Annotated in this window: 19 protein-coding genes and 1 pseudogene; 4 read left to right on the top strand and 16 right to left on the bottom strand. The window is 73.3% G+C overall.

Going from position 1 to position 18,674, the window contains the following annotated elements; translation table 11 throughout:
- The 9 genes from ACFVFH_RS34595 to ACFVFH_RS34555 form a co-directional block, all read right to left on the bottom strand.
- Positions 1–303: phosphoadenosine phosphosulfate reductase family protein (locus ACFVFH_RS34595; protein WP_383776549.1), on the bottom strand; the 303-nt coding region annotated here is incomplete at its 3' end.
- Positions 300–869 (bottom strand): adenylyl-sulfate kinase, encoded by a 570-nt coding sequence (gene cysC, locus ACFVFH_RS34590; RefSeq protein ID WP_383776546.1) that lies wholly within the window; start codon positions 867–869, stop codon positions 300–302. The genes ACFVFH_RS34595 and cysC, both read right to left, overlap by 4 nt.
- The gene (locus ACFVFH_RS34585; RefSeq protein WP_383776544.1) at positions 869–1,570 is read right to left on the bottom strand and encodes a phosphoadenylyl-sulfate reductase; all 702 of its coding nucleotides are present in this window, start codon (positions 1,568–1,570) and stop codon (positions 869–871) included. Before ACFVFH_RS34585 ends, cysC begins: the two co-directional genes overlap by 1 nt.
- Positions 1,567–1,746, bottom strand: coding sequence for a hypothetical protein (locus ACFVFH_RS34580; protein WP_093542145.1), 180 nt, complete (start codon positions 1,744–1,746; stop codon positions 1,567–1,569). The genes ACFVFH_RS34585 and ACFVFH_RS34580 overlap by 4 nt, the downstream gene beginning before the upstream one ends.
- Positions 1,743–3,440 carry a nitrite/sulfite reductase gene (locus ACFVFH_RS34575; RefSeq protein ID WP_383776541.1) on the bottom strand — a complete coding sequence of 566 codons (1,698 nt, stop codon included), beginning with the start codon at positions 3,438–3,440 and terminating at the stop codon, positions 1,743–1,745. Before ACFVFH_RS34575 ends, ACFVFH_RS34580 begins: the two co-directional genes overlap by 4 nt.
- A gap of 115 nt (positions 3,441–3,555) precedes the next feature.
- Positions 3,556–3,639, bottom strand: a complete 84-nt coding sequence (locus ACFVFH_RS34570) for a putative leader peptide (protein WP_317864749.1) — start codon at positions 3,637–3,639, stop codon at positions 3,556–3,558.
- 207 nt (positions 3,640–3,846) lie between these two features.
- Positions 3,847–4,443 (bottom strand): GNAT family N-acetyltransferase, encoded by a 597-nt coding sequence (locus ACFVFH_RS34565; RefSeq protein WP_383776538.1) that lies wholly within the window; start codon positions 4,441–4,443, stop codon positions 3,847–3,849.
- Between the two features lie 82 nt (positions 4,444–4,525).
- Positions 4,526–5,785, bottom strand: a complete 1,260-nt coding sequence (locus ACFVFH_RS34560; protein ID WP_383776565.1) for a GAF domain-containing protein — start codon at positions 5,783–5,785, stop codon at positions 4,526–4,528.
- A gap of 269 nt (positions 5,786–6,054) precedes the next feature.
- The gene (locus tag ACFVFH_RS34555) at positions 6,055–7,692 is read right to left on the bottom strand and encodes an acyl-CoA dehydrogenase family protein (RefSeq protein WP_383776536.1); all 1,638 of its coding nucleotides are present in this window, start codon (positions 7,690–7,692) and stop codon (positions 6,055–6,057) included.
- Positions 7,693–7,709: 17 nt separating this feature from the next.
- Here ACFVFH_RS34555 and ACFVFH_RS34550 point away from each other — a divergent pair, with 17 nt between their 5' ends.
- Positions 7,710–8,921: a YihY/virulence factor BrkB family protein gene (locus ACFVFH_RS34550; protein ID WP_383776533.1), complete on the top strand. Its 1,212-nt coding sequence runs from the start codon at positions 7,710–7,712 to the stop codon at positions 8,919–8,921.
- Here the strand turns inward: ACFVFH_RS34550 and ACFVFH_RS34545 are convergent.
- Complete coding sequence (locus tag ACFVFH_RS34545; RefSeq protein WP_383776563.1) at positions 8,918–9,292, bottom strand: CU044_2847 family protein; 375 nt, start codon at positions 9,290–9,292, stop codon at positions 8,918–8,920. The two genes, ACFVFH_RS34550 and ACFVFH_RS34545, sit on opposite strands and share 4 nt — an antisense overlap.
- A gap of 52 nt (positions 9,293–9,344) precedes the next feature.
- Between ACFVFH_RS34545 and ACFVFH_RS34540 the strand changes: the two are divergent.
- Positions 9,345–10,117 (top strand): annotated as a pseudogene (locus ACFVFH_RS34540) (helix-turn-helix domain-containing protein).
- Here ACFVFH_RS34540 and ACFVFH_RS34535 read toward each other — a convergent pair.
- The gene (locus ACFVFH_RS34535) at positions 10,057–10,449 is read right to left on the bottom strand and encodes a VOC family protein (protein WP_383776530.1); all 393 of its coding nucleotides are present in this window, start codon (positions 10,447–10,449) and stop codon (positions 10,057–10,059) included. The pseudogene ACFVFH_RS34540 and the gene ACFVFH_RS34535 overlap by 61 nt on opposite strands.
- Before the next feature lie 124 nt (positions 10,450–10,573).
- The gene (locus tag ACFVFH_RS34530; RefSeq protein WP_383776528.1) at positions 10,574–12,130 is read right to left on the bottom strand and encodes a 3-hydroxyacyl-CoA dehydrogenase; all 1,557 of its coding nucleotides are present in this window, start codon (positions 12,128–12,130) and stop codon (positions 10,574–10,576) included.
- A gap of 236 nt (positions 12,131–12,366) precedes the next feature.
- Between ACFVFH_RS34530 and ACFVFH_RS34525 the strand changes: the two genes are divergently transcribed.
- The gene (locus ACFVFH_RS34525; RefSeq protein ID WP_383776526.1) at positions 12,367–13,602 is read left to right on the top strand and encodes an acetyl-CoA C-acetyltransferase; all 1,236 of its coding nucleotides are present in this window, start codon (positions 12,367–12,369) and stop codon (positions 13,600–13,602) included.
- 23 nt (positions 13,603–13,625) lie between these two features.
- Here the strand turns inward: ACFVFH_RS34525 and ACFVFH_RS34520 are convergent, their stop codons facing one another.
- The 4 genes from ACFVFH_RS34520 to ACFVFH_RS34505 all read right to left on the bottom strand — a co-directional run bounded on the left by ACFVFH_RS34520 (position 13,626) and on the right by ACFVFH_RS34505 (position 17,763).
- Positions 13,626–15,095: a sialate:H+ symport family MFS transporter gene (locus ACFVFH_RS34520; protein WP_383776523.1), complete on the bottom strand. Its 1,470-nt coding sequence runs from the start codon at positions 15,093–15,095 to the stop codon at positions 13,626–13,628.
- Between the two features lie 63 nt (positions 15,096–15,158).
- Positions 15,159–15,839 carry an N-acetylmannosamine-6-phosphate 2-epimerase gene (locus ACFVFH_RS34515; RefSeq protein WP_383776520.1) on the bottom strand — a complete coding sequence of 227 codons (681 nt, stop codon included), beginning with the start codon at positions 15,837–15,839 and terminating at the stop codon, positions 15,159–15,161.
- Positions 15,836–16,807, bottom strand: a complete 972-nt coding sequence (locus tag ACFVFH_RS34510) for an ROK family protein (protein ID WP_383776518.1) — start codon at positions 16,805–16,807, stop codon at positions 15,836–15,838. The genes ACFVFH_RS34515 and ACFVFH_RS34510 overlap by 4 nt, the downstream gene beginning before the upstream one ends.
- Positions 16,804–17,763 (bottom strand): dihydrodipicolinate synthase family protein, encoded by a 960-nt coding sequence (locus ACFVFH_RS34505; RefSeq protein ID WP_383776516.1) that lies wholly within the window; start codon positions 17,761–17,763, stop codon positions 16,804–16,806. Before ACFVFH_RS34505 ends, ACFVFH_RS34510 begins: the two co-directional genes overlap by 4 nt.
- Before the next feature lie 153 nt (positions 17,764–17,916).
- Between ACFVFH_RS34505 and ACFVFH_RS34500 the strand changes: the two genes are divergently transcribed.
- A complete protein-coding gene (locus ACFVFH_RS34500) occupies positions 17,917–18,615 on the top strand; it encodes a FadR/GntR family transcriptional regulator (protein ID WP_383776513.1) in 699 nt (232 codons plus the stop codon).
- Positions 18,616–18,674 lie beyond the last annotated feature (59 nt).

Genomic DNA, 18,674 nt, shown 5'->3' with positions numbered 1-18,674 from the left:
GGCGATGTGGAGCCGGAGCCCGTGGCGGGCCACGGTGCGGTCGCGGTGTTCCAGTACCTCGGGGAAGTTGTGTCCGGTGTCCACGTGCAGCAGTGTGAAGGGCACCGGCGCGGGCGCGAACGCCTTCAGCGCCAGGTGCAGCATCACGATGGAGTCCTTGCCGCCGGAGAACAGGATCACCGGCCGCTCGAACTCACCCGCCACCTCACGGAAGATGTGCACGGCCTCGGACTCCAGGGAGTCCAGATGGCTGAGTGCGTGCGGATTGTCGGTGCCTTCCGACACGGTCGCGACGGTTGTCACGCCGCCCCCCTCTCGCTCAGCAGCGCGTACAGCTCCGCCGCGGACTCCTGCACGGTCTGCCGGTGCGACTCGATCCGGAGGTCGGGCGATTCCGGGGCCTCGTACGGGTCGTCGACCCCGGTGAGCCCGCTGATCTCGCCCGCCGCCTGCTTGGCGTAGAGCCCCTTCACATCGCGTGCGGAGCACACCTCGACCGGCGTGGCGACATGCACCTCCAGGTAAGGGGTGCCCTCGGTCCGGTGCCGCCCCCGCACCGCGTCGCGGCTGTCCGCGTACGGGGCGATGACCGGGACCAGCACCTTCACACCGTTGGCCGCCAGCAGTTCGGCGACGAAGCCGATCCGCTGGACGTTGGTGTGGCGGTCCTCGCGGGAGAAGCCGAGCCCCGCGGAGAGGAACTCCCGGATCTCGTCGCCGTCGAGCACCTCCACGCGGTGGCCCTCGCCGCGCAGCCGTCCGGCCAGCTCGTACGCGAGGGTGGTCTTGCCCGCGCTCGGCAGACCGGTCAGCCAGATGGTGGCTCCCGTCTCCGTCACGCTCATCGAAGTCTCCTGATCAGTCGTCATCAGTCGTGCAGCCCGCACTCGGTCTTGCCCCGTCCGGCCCAGCGCCCGGCGCGGACGTCCTCGCCCTCCAGCACCCGGCGGGTGCAGGGCGCGCAGCCCACGGAGGCGTAGCCGTCCATCAGCAGCGGGTTGGTGAGGACGCCGTGCTCCGCCACGTACGCGTCGACGTCGTCCTGGGTCCACCGGGCGATCGGCGAGACCTTCACCTTCTGCCGCTTCGCGTCCCAGCCGACGACCGGGGTGTTCGCCCGGGTGGGGGACTCGTCGCGGCGCAGCCCGGTCGCCCAGGCCGCGTACCCGGTCAGCCCTTCCTGGAGGGGCTGGACCTTGCGCAGTCTGCAGCACAGGTCGGGGTCGCGGTCGTGCAGCCGGGGCCCGTACTCGGCGTCCTGCTCGGCCACCGTCCGGCGGGGCGTGAGGGTGATGACCTCGACGTCCATCACCGCCGCGACCGCGTCACGGGTGCCGATCGTCTCGGGGAAGTGGTAGCCGGTGTCGAGGAAGACCACGTCGACGCCGGGGAAGACGCGCGAGGCCAGATGCGCGACGACGGCGTCCTCCATGGAGGAGGTGACACAGAACCTCCCGCCGAAGGTGTCGGTGGCCCACTTGAGGATCTCCGGCGCGGAGGCTTCCTCCAGCTCGCGGCCGGCCCGGCCCGCCAGTGCTTCGAGGTCTTCGGCCCGCAGAGTCTCCGTCATATCCCGTCCCCTTCGGCGTCGTTGCGCTGAAGTCCCCGGGTCAGCAGACCCAGGAACTTGAGCTGGAACGCGCGATTGCAGGACGCGCATTCCCAGGCGCCGTGGCCGGTCTCGTGCGGGCGCAGATCCTCGTCCCCGCAGTACGGGCAGTAGAAGGGCGCGGCGCGTTCGCTCATGACAGCGATTCCGCACTGGCCCGTGCCGCCCAGGTCGCGAACCGCTCGCCCTCTTCGCGCTCCTCCTGGAAGTGGCCCAGGACCCGCTCGACGTAGTCGGGCAGCTCGGCCGAAGTGACCTTCAGACCACGGACCTTGCGGCCGAATCCGGCCTCCAGGCCCAGCGCGCCGCCCAGGTGCACCTGATAGCCCTCGACCTGGTTGCCGTCGTCGTCCAGTACGAGCTGGCCCTTGAGGCCGATGTCGGCGGTCTGGATGCGGGCGCACGCGTTGGGGCAGCCGTTGATGTTGATGGTGAGCGGCTCGTCGAAGTCCGGGAGCCGGCGCTCCAGTTCGTCGATCAGCGCGGCGCCGCGCGCCTTCGTCTCGACGATCGCCAGCTTGCAGAACTCGATGCCGGTGCAGGCCATCGTGCCGCGTCGGAACGGCGAGGGCCGCACCTGGAAGTCGAGCGCCTCCAGCCCGGCGACCAGGGAGTCCACCTGGTCCTGCGCCACGTCCAGGATCAGCATCTTCTGTTCGACGGTGGTGCGCAGCCGGTCCGAACCGTGCGCCGCCGCGAGGTCGGCGATCTTGGCGAGGGTGGAGCCGTCGACCCGTCCGACCCGGGGCGCGAAGCCGATGTAGAAGCGGCCGTCCTGCTGCTGGTGCACGCCCACGTGGTCGCGCCAGCGGCTGCTGGGCTGCTCGGGCGCGGGACCGTCTTCCAGCGGGCGCTTCAGGTACTCGTCCTCCAGCACCTGGCGGAACTTCGCCGGTCCCCAGTCGGCCATCAGGAACTTCAGCCGGGCGCGGTTGCGCAGCCGCCGGTATCCGTAGTCGCGGAAGATGCCGACGACTCCGGCCCAGACGTCGGGCACCTCGTCGAGCGGCACCCATGCACCCAGCCGCTCGGCGAGCCGGGGGTTGGTGGAGAGCCCGCCACCGACCCAGACGTCGAAGCCCGGACCGTGCTCGGGGTGGACCACACCGACGAACGCGATGTCGTTGATCTCGTGCACCACGTCCTGCACCGGCGAACCCGAGATCGCGGTCTTGAACTTGCGCGGCAGGTTGGAGAATTCCTTGTTGCCGATGTACCGGTCGTGGATCTCGTCCACGGCGGGCGTGCCGTCGATGATCTCGTCGGCGGCGATCCCGGCCACGGGGGAGCCGATGATCACGCGGGGGCAGTCACCGCACGCCTCGGTGGTGGAGAGCCCGACGGCCTCCAGCTTCTCCCAGATCGCCGGGACGTCCTCGATGCGGATCCAGTGCAGCTGGATGTTCTGCCGGTCGGTGATGTCCGCGGTGCCGCGCGCGTACTCCTGGGAGACCTCACCGATCACCCGCAGCTGTGCGGTGGTGAGCCGGCCGCCGTCGATCCGGACGCGCAGCATGAAGTACGAGTCGTCCAGCTCCTCCGGCTCCAGGACCGCGGTCTTGCCGCCGTCGATCCCGGGCTTGCGCTGGGTGTACAGACCCCACCAGCGCATGCGGCCCCGGAGGTCGTTGGGGTCGATCGAGTCGAAACCGCGCCGGGAGTAGATCGTCTCAATGCGTGTCCGCACATTGAGACCGTCGTCGTCCTTCTTGAACTGCTCATTGCCGTTGAGCGGAGTGTGGTGCCCCACGGCCCACTGGCCTTCGCCACGGTGGCGTCCGGCCTTGCGGCGAGGCGTGGTGGTCGCAGACTGTTCCGGGGTAGCGGCCATGACAGTACGTCCTTCGGGACTGCAGGAGGGCGGCTCTGAACTGCACACTCGCGTCAAGGCGCGGCGGTGCGCAGGGATTGCAGAGAAAAAGGGGAGCGCGGCGGTGCTGGGACTCTCAGCTCGCCGGACAGATGGCGCTGGACACGCGGCCGAGGTCGACGTGGCGTCGACTCACCAAGGCAATTCCTGTTCCAGGCATGACGGAAGCGTGGCACGCGCATCTCGGGCCAGTCCACCACTATCCAAGATGTGGACGAGAGTGTCCCGAGGTGTGAGACCGTGTGGAGTCCGTCACTCCGGGTGTCCGGTCGTTGCCGCCCGTGATGACCGCAATCTCCGCATATGCCGCCGGGCGCGCGCCGCCCGTCCGCGACGCGTGCCCGCTGCCCGTGGCGCTGCCGATGTACTACCGGCCGGACCCCGGCCACGGCCCCGGCGTCGCCACCTCCGGCTCCAGCTCCACCTTCGTGTCGAAGAGCCGGAAACCGCGCCGCAGGTAGTTGTCCATGGCGTGCGGGCCGTCCTTGGAACAGGTGTGCAGCCACACCCGCTTCGTCGGCGTCCGCTCCGGCCAGCGCTCCGCCAGGTCCCATGCGCGGGCGGTCCCGAACGAGAGCAGATGGCCGCCGATCCGCCGCCCCCGGAACGCCGGGATCAGCCCGAAGTACATGATCTCGACCGCGCCCTCCTCCTGCGGGTCCAGCTCGATGTAACCCGCCGGGGTGCCGTTCACGTACGCCACCCAGGTCTCGGCCCCCGGCCGGTCCAGGGCCTCCTGCCACTGCGCGTACGTCATGCCGAGGCGGTCCGTCCACCGGATGTCGCCGCCGACCGCCGTGTAGAGGAACCGGCTGAACTCGGGCAGCTGGATCTCCGACCGCACGATCCGCACATCGCCCTCCGGGGCGGCGGCGGGCCGCAGATCGTCGGGGGAGGTCTGTTCCAGGGACCAGATGGTCACCTCGGTGGTGGCGGCTGCGGCGGTATGTACGGAGTTGCTCATGACCGCCAGGGAACCACGCCCCGCCCGTGCGCACCAAAGCCGCCCCGGTCCGAGCCCCCCGGTCCGGTGCGCCGTCCGGGGATCAGTCGCCGGTACGCGCCCCGACCACCACCGGAGCCGTCGAATGCGGCAGCAGATCGGCCCGGTCGTCCGGGAGGATCACCTCCACCTCGACGTCCTCGCCGAAGCGGTACGGGCGGTGCGCGAGGACCTGGGCGAGATGGCGGCGCATCCGGGAGATCTCCGCCCGCACCGTCACCGTCCGGGTCGCGTCGCCGAAGATGTCCTGGGCGAGCTCGGAGGCCGTACGCCCCTCGGGGTGCAGCGCCAGGGCGTACAGCAGCTCCGCGTGGCGCGGCGAGAGCCGCTGGGTCCAGGTGCCCACCGAGCCCACCACGTTGACCGTGAGACCGCGCGGCCGGCTCAGATCCAGCACCACCCGCTGCGGCGCCCCGTCCGAGGGCCCGTCCGCGACCTGGAGCAGCCAGCCGCCGGGCAGCGGTTCGACCCGGCACATGCCGAGCGACGGCAGCCACACCCGGCCCGGCCGTAAGGACTTGGGCAGCGGCAGCCGGTCGACCGGCGGCATGCCCGTCACCGCGGCGAGCCAGCCGTGGGTGTCCACCGCCAGGGCCCGGCCGCCCAGCCTGCCCACCAGCGGCGCCGCCACCGAACGCAGCCGGTCGATCGCCTGGAGGTGCCGGTTCCTGATCTCGCTCTCCGCCAGTCTGGCGACCGAACTGACCAGGGCCAGCGTCGTCGGATGGAACGTCGAGGCGGGACCGCTCATGTCGACGATGCCCATCACCCGGCCGTCGCGCGGATCGCGGATCGGGGCCGCCGCGCACGTCCAGTCGTGCAGCTTGCGGACGAAGTGCTCCGAGGAATGGACCTGGACCGGGACGCGGGAGGCCAGCGCCGTACCGATCGCGTTCGTCCCCGTCGTCTCCTCGGCCCAGGCCGCGCCCTCCGCCAGACAGACCCCGTCCGCCCGGCGCAGCACCCCCGCGTTGCCCCGGCGCCACAGCACCCGGCACTCCACGTCGGTGACCACCACGATCTGCTGGGCGGCCTCCGCCAGGGAGACCAGCCCGTCGTTGAGCAGCGGCATCACCTCGCTCAGCGTGGAGCCGCGGCGCCGGCGCTCGATCTCGTCCACGTCGAGCAGCACGCTCTCGGTGGACTGGTCCGGGTCGATGCCGCTGCGCAGCACCCGGTCCCAGGAGGCGCCGATCTCGGCCCGGGGGGCGACCTCGGGACGGTCGCCGGCGAGCCTGGACTCCCGGGCCCGGTGGATCGCGCGGAGTTCCGCCGCGGACTGCCGGGCATCCGCGCGCGTCACCGCGGAGGCGTTTGTCTCCACTCTCGTTTCCCCCCACAGGCCAGGGCCGGCTCGACGATCCACGGGCCCATCCTGCCGCCGCGAGGGGCCCGGTACCGCACACTCCGCACAATGGTTGCAACCCTTTGCAACTCTGGCGAGGGGGTGCGGGTCCGTACGAGAGTGGTGGAACACCGCGCGGCGGGGCCCGTGCCCCACGGTTCGGTGTGCACAGCAAGGAGGGTGGTGCCGTGTCGGCGCAGCACCACCCTCCGTTGCCGTACCCGCCCTCAGGGCGCGACGGGCCGGGCCCGTTCGACGACCGAGGCCAGATCGAGGCTGTGCGGCAGCGTCCCGAAGGCCGCGCCCCGGTCCCCGCCCAGCCGTGACGCGCAGAACGCGTCGGCCACCTCCGGCGGTGCCCACCGCACCAGCAGCGAGCCCTGGAGCACCAGCGCCATCCGTTCGGCCAGCCGACGGGCCCGCGCCTCGATGCCCTCCAGATCGGCGAGCTCCGTCAGCATGTCCCTGATCGCCCCGTCCAGCCGGTGATCGGCGCCGCGCGCCCTGCCGATCTCCTGGAGGAAGGCGTCCAGCGCCATCGGCTCGCGCCGCAGCGCCCGCAGCACGTCCAGCGCCTGCACATTGCCCGAGCCCTCCCAGATCGAGTTGAGCGGGGCCTCGCGCAGCAGCCGGGGCATCCCGGACTCCTCGACGTACCCGTTGCCGCCGAGGCACTCCAGCGCCTCGGCCACCACCGGCGCGCACTGCTTGGTCACCCAGTACTTCGCCGCGGGCACCGCGATCCGCAGGAGGGCCAGCTCGCTCTCCGACCCGTCGTCGCAGGCCGCGGCCAGCCGCATCGCCAGCGCCGTCGCGGCCTCCGACTCCAGCGCCAGATCGGCCAGCACATTGCGCATCAGCGGCTTCTCGATCAGCACTCCGCCGAACACACCGCGGTACGCGCAGTGGTGGACCGCCTGCGCCACCGCCTGCCGCATCAGCGCCGCCGAACCGATCACGCAGTCCAGCCGGGTCGCCGCCACCATCCCGATGATGGTGGCCACCCCGCGCCCCTCCTCGCCGACCCGGCGCGCCCAGGTGCCGTCGAACTCGACCTCGGCCGAGGCGTTCGAGCGGTTGCCCAGCTTGTCCTTGAGCCGCTGGATGGCGAACGGGTTGCGGGTGCCGTCGGGCAGCACCCGGGGCAGCAGGAAACACGTCAGGCCGCCGGGCGCCTGCGCCAGCACCAGGAACCCGTCGGACATCGGTGCCGAACAGAACCACTTGTGCCCGGTGAGCAGATACTCGCCCTCGGCGGCCAGCGGCTGCGCGCGCGTCGTGTTCGCCCGTACGTCCGTGCCGCCCTGCTTCTCCGTCATCCCCATCCCGAGGAGCACACCGGCCTTCCGCGCGACGGGCCGCAGCCCCCGTTCGTAGACCGTCGAGGTGAGCAGCGGCTCCCACTCGGCGGCCAGCGCCGGATCGGTGCGCAGCGCGGGCACCGCCGCGTGTGTCATCGACAGCGGGCAGCCGTGGCCCGCCTCGGCCTGCGTCCACACGAGGAAGCCCGCCGCCCGCCGCACATGGCCGGCGGGCCGGCCCCAGGCGTCGGTGAGGCCCGCGGTGACCGCGTGGCCCAGGAGCCGGTGCCAGGCCGGATGGAACTCGACCTCGTCGATCCGGTTCCCGTACCGGTCGTGGGTGCGCAGCACCGGCGGACTGGCGTTGGCCTGCGCACCCCACTCCTGCACCTGCGCGGAACCCGCGGAGCGGCCCAGTTCGCCGAGCTCGCCCCGTACTTCGGCCAGGAGCCCGGGTGAGGTGTGACGTCGCACCGCCTCGGTGAGCGCCCGGTCGGCGGCGAAGACGTCGTAGCCGGTCAGCGGCGGTACCTGGTTGGACACGGTGTGGGTGGTGGCTGCCATGCCGATACGGTAAGGACGTGCAGGCAGCAAACGAAACACCCGAGCGGCCACCGGGACGTCTCCACCGGGCCCGAGTCCTCTACCGCAACGTATCCAAGCGGCAGATGGTCTGGCAGCTGCTCAAGGACACCGTCAACTCGTGCATGGAGTACCGCATTCTCGGGCTCGCGGCCGAGGCGGCGTTCTTCACCCTGCTGTCGCTGCCGCCCCTGCTCCTCGGTCTGATCGGGCTGCTCGGATACGTCGACGAGTGGACCAGCACCACCACGGTCGCCTCCATCGAGCGCAACATCCTCAACGCCGCGCACACCGTGCTGAGCGAGCGCGGCGTCAACGACTTCGCCAAGCCGCTCCTGGCCGACGTCACGACCGGTGCCCGCCCCGACGTCATCTCGATCGGCTTCGCGATCGCCCTCTGGTCCGGCTCCCGGGCCGTCAACGTCTTCATCGACACGATCACCGTGATGTACGGCCTCGACGGCCAGCGCGGCATCGTCAAGACCCGGCTGCTCTCCTTCCTGCTGTACGTCGTCGCGCTGCTGCTCGGTGCCGTCGTGCTGCCGCTGCTGGTCGTCGGCCCCGACCGGGTCGTGGAGTTCGTGCCCTGGGGCACCGAGCTCATAAGCGTTCTGTACTGGCCGCTGGTGATCCTGCTGTCGATCGCCTTCCTGACGACGCTCTACCACGTGTCCGTGCCGGTCCGTTCGCCCTGGATCGAGGACGTGCCCGGCGCGCTGGTGGCGCTCACGATGTGGGTGCTCGGCAGCTTCCTGCTGCGGATCTACCTCACCAGCACGGTCGAGGGGCCCACGATTTACGGGTCGTTGGCGGCCCCGATCGCCGTGCTGCTGTGGATCGGCATCTCCGCCTTCGCGGTGCTGGTGGGCGCGGCGGTGAACGCGGCCATCGACCGGGTGTGGCCCTCGCTGGCGACGGCCGCCGCCCGCGCGGCCAACGACCGCGTGCGCGCCGCCCAGGCGGCGGAGTTCGTCGCCCGGACCCAGGCGGGCGACCAGGAGGAGGGCTGGGACGACGACGAGGACGACGATGACGACGAGGGTGACTACGGCGACAGCCCCTACATGCCGTCCGAGTTCCCCGAGCGCTGGTCGAAGTTCCTGCCGCCGGACGATGTGAAGTCCCGGCTGCAGCCGAGCAGGGAGAAGGAGCCGGACAAGCCCGACCGGGACGGACGGGACGGCGAGTCCGGCGGGCCGAACGGCTCCTAAGGGGCGGGGGCGGGCGCCGGAACGGCCGGGGCGGGCGGGGTCGCGGGCGTCGCGCCCGGGGACCAGGACAACTTGACCACCATGTGGCCCTCGACCGCGCTCTTGGCGATCACGGCCCCGGCCTCCGCCGTGATCCGCACCCCGAATTCCAGCTCCACGCCGTCCGGTTTCAGGGCGCCGTCCCGGAACACCGCGAGGGCGGACTCGGCCGCCGACCGGATTCCCGTGAGCGCGCTGTCGAACGTACGCCCGGCCCTGGCCAGGGTGTTGTCATCGCCGAGCGCGACCAGCTGCGCGCCCTCCGTGTGCCGGTCGACCTCGACCGTCACCGTCGCGCCGCTGTCCGTCGTGAACTCCATCAGTGCCGTCATGACCGCCCCCGGGAAGCCGACTCCGTCCGCCGACGAGACTAGCGTGTGGGGCATGGGCGAGAGGTACGAAGAGCGGACGTCGCGGTTCGACGGCGCGGTCGTGTGGACGCTGAGCGTGCCCGACGGGGAGATGCGTCCGGTGCTGCCGGACGGGTGCATGGACCTGCTCTGGATCGACGGCCGGCTGCTCGTCGCGGGCCCCGACACCCGTGCCGCGACGCCGTCGGCCCCGGCCGGCGGGCGGTGCGCGGGCATCCGCTTCGCACCCGGCACGGCCCCCGCGCTGCTCGGCGTGGAGGCGCACGAGCTGCGCGACCTCCGGGTCGAACTGGCGGAGCTGTGGCCCGGGGACCGGGTCCGGGAGCTCACCGAGCGGGTCGCCGAGGCCCCCGACCCGGCCGGGGCGCTGGAGGCCGTGGCGCTGCGCCGGGCCGCCGGGACCGGAGGGCCGGACCCGCTGATGCGGTACGTCGCGGACCGGCTCGGCGCCGGGTGGTCCGTCGCGGACACCGCGCACCGGGCCGGCCTCGGCACCCGGCAGCTGCACCGCCGCTCCCTCGCGGCCTTCGGCTACGGGCCCAAGACGCTCGCCCGGATCCTGCGGCTCCAGCGCGCCCTGGCCCTGGCACGGTCCGGGAAGCCGTACGCCGAGGCGGCCGTCGAGGCGGGCTGCACCGACCAGGCCCATCTCGCCCGGGAGATGCGCGCCCTGACCGGGACCACCCTGACCGCCCGCCTCTCCCGGTAGCCCGGCGCCCCGGGCCTCAGCCGCCCGCGGCGAACAACGACACCGCGCAGCCGTCCGGGTCGAGGACCGTCGCGTAACGCTGCCCCCACACCGCGTCCCAGGGCTCCAGGTGTCCCCGGTACCCCGCCCCGGTCAGGCTGTCGTACACCGCGTCCACCTCGGCCGGGCTGTCGCACAGAAAGGCCAGGGAGAGCCGGTCCCCGCCGGCCGGCGCGGTCCATCCGGGGTCGTAGGTGCGGACGACGTCCTCGGTGTCCCAGAGCAGCCGCCCGCCGCCCGGCAGCGTCGCTTCGACATGGGGGGCGGATTCCGCGCCGGCGGGGATGTCGAGCCCGAGCCGGCGGTAGAAGGCGAGCGATGCGGCCAGGTCCGCCGTGACGATGCAGATCGCGTCCATACGTGGAGTCATGCCCCGACCGTACGCGGGGCCCCGGCACGCGTCTTGTACGGAACGGACATCCCCGGGGGCGGGTGCCCGCGGGGGTGCCGCGACCGCCCGGCGGCACCGGCACCCCCGCCCGCCGCCACGGGGCCTATCCCTCGTCGGCGGCCGTGCAGTCGGCGGGCGACGTGCCCGGGTCCGTCAGCGCGAGGCCGAGCTGGGCGCGTTCGGTGACCCAGCGGCTCGGGCGGTGGCGCGGGTCGCCCGTCGTGCGGTGCAGTGCCCGGTGCAGCTCCAGCATCCGCTCCGCGCCGATCCGGTCGCCCCAGGCCAGCGGGCCGACGGGGTAGCCGAGCCCGGCCGTGACGGCCAGGTCGATGTCGGCGGGGGCGGCGATGGAGCGCTCCGCGATCCCCGCCGCGACCGACACGATCGAGGCGAGCAGCCGCTGGGCGACCGAGCCCGCCGTGTCCCGCACCACCGACACCGCCCACGGCTCCTCGCCCGCCGCCGCACGGGCCAGCACCGCGCGGGCGTCGCGCGCGGCGGCCGGGTCCGCCGCCGGGGTCACGGCCAGCACCCTGCGCCGGCCCGCCGGGGGCAGCGGGTCCACGCCGAAGGTGCGCCCCGCAGGCAGCCCGTGCCCGGCGACCGAGGCGGCCACCGTGGTGCCCCAGAGCGGAACGAGCACCAGGGCGCCGGCGGAAGGACCGTCGCCCGTCTCCACGGCGGCGCCCGCCGCGGTCAGCGCCGCCCGCAGCGCGGCCGCGTCCCGGTCCTGCCCCGCGACACCGTGGACGAACACCGCCCGGTCCGCGTCCCCGGCGACCGGCGGCTCCGGAGCGGCGGTGGGTGCTTCGGGGCCGTACGCGTACCAGCCGTGTCCGGTCTTGCGGCCGTGCAGCCCGGCCGCCACCCGGTTGGGGGTGAGGAAGGAGGGGCGGAGCCGGTCCGCGTACCGGAAGCCCTGCCAGATCGAGTCGATCACCGCGGCCGTCACATCCAGCCCGGTGAGGTCCATCAGCTCGAACGGGCCCATCCGCAGGCCCAGTACGTCGCGGGCGATCCGGTCGATGTCCGCGGGTGCGCCGACCGCCTCCTCCAGCAGCGCCAGCGCCTCGGTCACCAGGCCCCGTCCGGCGTGATTGACCAGGAAGCCGGGGGTGTCGGCGACGGTGACCGCGCGGTGGCCGCAGCTCTCCACGAGCGCGGTCAGGACCGGCGGGATCTCCGGGCGGGTCGCCGCGCCGGGCACGATCTCGACGATCTTCATCAGCGGCACCGGGTTGAAGAAGTGCAGCCCGGCCAGGCGCGTCGGGTCCTTCAGCGCCGCGGCGATCCGGGTGACCGAGAGGGAGGAGGTGTTGGTCGCGAAGACGGCCGTCGCGGGCAGCGCCCCTTCCAGCCGTCCGAAGACCTCCGTCTTGGTGCCGAGGTCCTCCCGCACGGCCTCGACGACCAGCTCGACCTCGGGACCCGGGGCCCACGGATCGTCGAGCGGAATCAGCCGTTCCAGGGCGGTGTCGCGCTCCTCGGCGGACATCCGGCCCTTCAGGACGGCCCGTTCGAGCATGGACCGTACGAAGTCCACCGCGGCCGTCACGGCCTCCGTGCGTACGTCGCACAGCTCCACGGTGTGTCCGGCGGTCGCCGCCCACTGGGCGATGCCGCGGCCCATGGCCCCGGCGCCGACGATCCTGATGCGCATGGCGGTTGCGGTCCTCTCGCGATGTGACAGGTGGTCCGGCGGACAGGTCCCGGCGAAGCGGGGCGCGGTCCGCGCCCACATCCTCGCGCAGCGACCGGAGTTCGGCCCCGGCCGGTGCCGGTACGGTTCCGTCACCGCGCCCCGCCCGCACTCCGCCGTCGCCCATTGATCGTCGCCCGCCGCCGGATTAGGGTCACGTCGAGACGGCCCCACGACCGAACCCGGAAGGCCACGACGTGCCCGATCAGCAGCCCGATGTCGTCATCTGCGAACCCCTGCGCACGCCCATCGGCCGGTTCGGCGGAGTCTTCGCGCGGCAGACACCGGCCGCCCTCGCCGCACGCGTCGTCGCGGAGCTCGTGGCCCGCACCGGAATCGACCCCGCCGCCGTCGACGAGGTGATCCTCGGGCACTCCTACCCGTCCGCCGAGGCCCCCGCCATCGGCCGGGTCGTCGCGCTCGACGCCGGACTGCCCGAGACCGTCACCGGCTCCCAGGTCGACCGCCGCTGCGGCTCCGGCCTCCAGGCCGTGCTCGACGCGGCGATGCAGATCCGGGCCGGGTTCAGCGAGGTCGTGATCGCGGGCGGCGTCGATGTGATGAGCGCCGCCCCTTACTACACGCACGACGGCCGCTGGGGCATCAAGGGCCCCGGCCTCCAGCTCCACGACGCGCTGGCCCGGGGCAGGGTCACCGCGGGCGGCGCCCGCCACCCCGTGCCGGGCGGCATGATCGAGACCGCCGAGAACCTCCGGCGTGCCTACGGGATCGGCCGCGCCGAGCAGGACGCCCTCGCCCTGCGTTCCCAGCAGCGCGCCGGACGGGCCGCGAGGGAGGGCCGGTACGACGCGGAGACCGTCCCCGTCACCGTACGCACCCGCAAGGGCGAGACCGTCGTCACCGCCGACGAGCACCCCCGCCCCGACACCACCGCCGAGCAGCTCGCCGCGCTGCGCCCGGTCATGGCGGCGTCCGACCCGGAGGCGACCGTCACCGCGGGCAACGCCAGCGGCCAGAACGACGCGGCCGCCGCCTGCCTGGTCACCAGCGCGGCCACCGCCGAACGCCTCGGCCTGACCCCGCTGGTCCGGCTCGTCTCCTTCGCCCGTGCCGGGGTGCCCGCCGCGACGATGGGTCTCGGCCCCGTCCCGGCGACCCGGGCCGCCCTCGACCGCGCCGGGCTGACCCTCGCCGACCTCGACCTGATCGAAATCAACGAGGCCTTCGCCGCCCAGGTCCTCGCCTGCACCCGGGAGCTGGGCCTCGGCGAGAAGGACCACGAGCAGCGCATCAACGTCAACGGCTCCGGCGTCTCCCTCGGCCACCCGGTCGGCGCCACCGGGGCCCGCATCCTCGCCACGCTGACCCGCGAACTGCACCGCCGCGAGGCCCGGTACGGCCTGGAGACCATGTGCATCGGCGGCGGACAGGGCCTCGCCGCCGTCTTCGAGCGGATCGCGGAGCGGCCGTAGGGCAGCCGCGCGGCCTCGGCCGGTCAGCCCGCGTGCGCCGGGTCCGAGGCGCTGCCCCGCCCCGCCCCGGGCTCCGCCGCGAGATGGTCCCACTCGGCCTCCGGGTCGGTCAGCCGGTTCAGCCGGGCCGGTACGTCGAAGCCGACCAGCAGCACCACGATCACCGTGCCCGCGAAGGTCAGCACCGCCAGCGCCCGGCCCAGATCCATCCCGGACGCCAGATGCGCGCCCAGCACCGGGGCCACGGCACCGCCCAGCGCTCCCACGTTGTACGTGAAGCCGAGCGCCGCGCCCCTGCTCGCCGTCGGGAAGTGCCCGCCGATGTAGCGGGGCAGCAGCCCGGAGATGCCGAAGCTGGTCGCCTGGAGCAGGAAGAGCAGGATGCCGAGCAGCAGCAGGTTGTCGTGCACGGCGAAGACTGGGTAGACGAAGGCGAGCGAGGCGAGCAGCGTCAGCGCGTACGCCTTCTTCGCACCGATCCGGTCGCCGAGGAAGCCCGCGGTCCAGCAGCCGGCCATGGTCCCGAAGCCCGCGAAGTACAGGACGTCGGTGACCTGGTCGGCGGAGTAGCCGAGCTCGGTCTTCAGATAGGTGGGCAGCAGCGCCTGGATCGGCCACGAGTACAGGAACGCGAAGAACAGCGTCACGATCATCGACAGGTAGAGCACCCAGCCGCGCCTGCCGCCCATCTGCACGGCGAACGCGGCGAGCGCCAGTCCGGCGGCCACCGAGAGCACCGGGACCATCCCGGCGCCGCCCGGGGTGAAGACCAGGAAGAGCGCGAGGGTGGCCACCACGACCAGGACCGTGTTGACCACGGCCCGGCCCCGGGTCGCGAAGAGCGGCCGGAACGGATTGGGCTTGGCGCCCCGGTCGGCGACGCTCTCCGTCCACTCCTCGGCCTCCGGCAGCGCCCGTCGCATCCACAGCGCGATGGCGATCGGTATCAGGCCGAGATAGAACATCCACCGCCAGCCGAGCGAGGGCACCACCCAGTTGTAGACCTGCGCGGCGAGCACCGAGCCGACCGAGAAGCCGGAGATCAGGAAGCCGCTGGCCCGGCTGCGGAGCCTGGCGGGCCAGCTCTCCATGACGTACGTGGCGCTGGCGCTGTACTCACCGGCCATGCCCATGCCGATGGCCAGCCGGGCGGCGAAGAGGCTCTGGTAGTTCCAGGCGAATCCGCAGGCGAAGGTGCCGAGCGAGTACAGCAGGATGCTCAGGACCATGGAGAGCTTGCGGCCGTACCGGTCGCCGAGGGCACCGAGCACCGCACCGCCCAGCCAGCGGGTGATGAACGCGCCGGAGATCAGGCTGGCGGCCTGCACCGTGCTCAGCCCGAAGTCGTCACTGATCTCGGTGAGCACGAGCGTGATCAGCACGAAGTCGAAGCCGTCGAGGACGTAGCCGATCCACGCGGCGAAGAACGACTTCCACTGGGTGCCGCTCACTTCGCGGTACCAGGGGAGCTTGGCGGGTGATGTGGTCTGCACGGTGACTCCAGGATGCGGGTCGGCGCTCGTCGTCGAGCCGCCGGCCCGCGTGGTGGGGGAAGGTCAGGGCCGGGCGATGCCTGCGACGAAGCGGGCGGTCAGGGCGGTGGGCGCGGTGATGGCGGTGCCGACGACGACGCTGTGGGCACCGCGCGCCAGGGCCTCCGCGGCCTCCTCGGGGGTGTTGACACGGCCTTCGGCGACCACCGGGACGTCGATCGCGGCGGCCAGCTCGGCGACCAGGCCGAGATCGGGGCCGGTCTGCTCCGGCGTGCCCGGCACATAGCCGGAGAGGGTGGTGGAGACGAAGTCCGCGCCCTGCCCGGCCGCGGCGACGCCCTCGGCGAGCGTGGCGACATCGGCCATCACCAGGGCACCGGCCCGGTGCACCGCCGCGACCAGCTCGGCGAAGGTGGAGCCGTCGGGGCGCGGCCGGTCGGTGGCGTCGGCGGCGACGACATCGGCGCCCGCCGCCACGATCGCCAGGGCGTGCCGGACGGTCGGGGTGATGTAGACGCCGACGTCACCGTCCTTCCACAGGCCGATGACCGGCAGGTCCACGGCCTCGGCGATCGCGGCGACGACCTCCGGTTCGTTGGCGCGGATCGCGGCGCCGCCCCCGGCGACGGCCGAGCGGGCGAGCCGGACGAGGGTGCCGGTGTCCCGCATCGGGTCACCGGGGGGCGCCTGGCAGGACACGATCAGCCTGCCCCGGAGGGTGGCGGCCAGTTCCTGAGCGGTCATCGGAGGGCTCCCGGGTGGTGGAGGGGAAGGGTGGTGGTCAGTGCGGCGGCGCCGAGCACCGCCGCGTCGGCGCCGAACAGCGGCGCCCGGGGCAGGAGCCCGCGCAGCGGCGGCATCAGCTCCGCGGTGAAGGCGGCGGCCAGGGCGTCCCCGTACAGCGGACCGATGCGCGGTACGCCGCCGCCGACGACGACCCGGTCGGGTCCCAGCGCGTTGGCGAGCCCGCCGAGCACCGTGCCGGTGGCGGCCGCGCCGGTGGTGATGGCGCGGACGGCCGCCGCGTCGCCCTGGCCCGCGCGGGCGGCCACGGTTTCCAGCCGGTCCACGGGGGCGCCGGTCAGCCGTGCGTAGTGGGCGGCGATGCCGGGCCCGGAGGCGATGACCTCCAGATGCCCGGCGGCGCCGCAGGTGCAGGGCAGCCCGGCCGCCTCGGGGCTGGGCAGATGGCCGAGGTGTCCGGCGAGACCGGCCGCGCCGTGCAGCATCCGGCCGTCGGCGGCGATCGCGCCGCCCACGCCCGTGCCGACCGCCACGAAGAGCAGCGACCCCTTCGGGCGGCCGTCCGCCGTCAGCGCCGCCAGCTCCGGCCCCGCGGTGGCGCGTACGTCGTTGTCGCAGGCCACCGGGTATCCGGTGCGGTCGGCGAGGCCGGTGCCCAGGGCGGTTCCCGCCCAGCCGCCGATGGAGTCGGTGGCGCTGGTGACCAGGCCGGTGCGGGGGTCGACGACCCCGGCCGCGGCGATGCCGAGCGCCGTGGCCAGCCGCCCGGGGTCGACGGCGGCGGCCGCCCCGGCGAGGGCGTCCAGCACGGCCGCCGCGCCGTCCCCGGCCGGGGTGGGCCGGGTGTGCCGGGCCAGGACGGTGCCGTCCGGGCCGAACAGCGCGGCGGCGATCTTCGTGCCGCCGAGGTCGAGTCCGATCACCGCGGCATCGGTGGGGGCGGCGGACCGCCGGGTGCGGTCGGTCATCGGACCGGCGGCAGACCGGCGGCGCGCAGGTGCCGGGAGACCACGGCGACGGACTCGTCGCTCAACTGGATCTGCGGGAAGGCGGTGTCGCCGCAGGCGATGACGCCGAGCAGCCGGAGCGCCGCCTTGAAGGAGCCGAGCGCCGAGGAGCTGCGGCCCATGTCCGCCTCCGGACCGGCGTCGACCATCGCGAACAGCTCGACCAGCCGCTCCTGCTCCTTGGCGGCCAGCTCCCAGTTCCCGGCGCGCGCCGCGTCGTAGAGCCGTACGTAGCCGGCCGGGTCGACATTGCCGATGCCCGGCACCACACCGTCGGCCCCGGCCAGCAGGGCGGCGTCCACGGTGAGTTCGGAACCGGTGAGGACGCTGAACCGGGGCGCCGGGCCGTTCGCGCGGCCGTCGCGGCCGCCCAGCTCGACGATCAGACGGCGCAGCCCGCCCTCGTCGCCGCTGCTGTCCTTGAGGCCGGCCAGCGTGCCGTCCTCGGCGAGTTCGCGCACCAGCGCGGGGGAGAGCTTGCTGTGTACGGCGACCGGGATGTCGTACGCGAACAGCGGCAGGCCGACCGCCGCGTGCAGCCGCCGGAAGTGCTGGGCGATCTCCTTGCCGTGGGTGCGGGTGTAGAACGGCGCGGTCGCGACCAGGGCGTCCGCGCCCAGACCGGCGGCGGTGCGGGCGTGCTCGACGACGCGGGCGGTGGTGGTGTCGATGACACCGGCGAGCACCGGCACCCGGCCGTCGGCCGCGTCGACCACGGTCTTCAGGGCCGTGGCGCGCTGTCCGTCGGTGAGATAGGCGACCTCGCTGGTGGAGCCGAGCGCGAACAGCCCGTGCACACCGCCGTCGACGAGGTGCTCGACGAGCCGGGCGAGGGACGCGGTGTCGACCTCCCCCCGGGGATCGAGCGGGGTGCAGACCGGCGGGACGACGCCGTGCAGCGGTGAGGTCAGGGACATGGTGAGGGCTCCAGCTCCGGTCGATGCGTTGATCCGTGGGCGGGTGCGGCTGCGCGGATCAAGACGTGAGACGTAAGATGTCCTATGTCTGGCTCACCTTAAACAGATGCTCCTGTGACCGGTCAAGGGGCAATCGCACCTCGGGAGGACGTTGTGGCGCGCCCCACCATGGCTCAGGACATAGAGCGCCGGCTCAAGGAGCTGATCCTGGAACGCAGACTCGCCCCCGGCGACGCACTGCCCACCGAGGCCGAGCTGATGGAGCTCTTCGGGGCGGGCCGGGTGTCGGTGCGCGAGGCGCTCAAGGCGCTCCAGGCCGTCAACGTCGTGGAGATCCGGCGGGGTTTCGGCACCTTCGTCGGCTCGCTCTCCCTGTCGCCCTTCGCCGAGGGGCTCGCCTTCCGGGCCGCGGTCCGCCACCGGCAGGGGGAGCCCGGCCTCTTCGAGCTGATGAAGGTGCGGGAGGCGCTGGAGGCGGGGCTGGTCGGCGCCGTCACGGCCGGTATCCCGGAGGTGGACCTCGACGTGCTGCGCGGTCTGGTCGAGACGATGGACGCCGAGGCCCGCGACGGCGGCCGGGTGGCGCGCTCCACCGACCGCGCCTTCCACCTCGCGCTCTACGCCTCGCTCGACAACCACCTGCTCAGCGAGGTGCTCGACGCGTTCTGGGCGGCCATGGACCGGGTGCGCGAGGATCTCGACGACGGCCACCAGGACCCGCTGGTCACCTGTGCCCAGCACCGCGAGATCGTCGATGCGGTCGCCGCGTCCGACGGTGCGCGCGCGGTGCGCGCCATGCGTACCCACTTCGACGGCATCCGCACCCGCCTCGAACCGTCACCGGTCCGGTAGTCGGGCGTTGGCCGCCCCGGGGTGGGCGTCGCACCCGGGGAGGGGCGGGGACGCCCCCG

Source organism: Streptomyces sp. NPDC057697, from assembly GCF_042799335.1.
In the GTDB taxonomy this organism is placed as follows: domain Bacteria; phylum Actinomycetota; class Actinomycetes; order Streptomycetales; family Streptomycetaceae; genus Streptomyces.
Note: the sequence above shows the minus strand (reverse complement) of the source record. Positions and strands in the feature narration are given on the sequence as shown.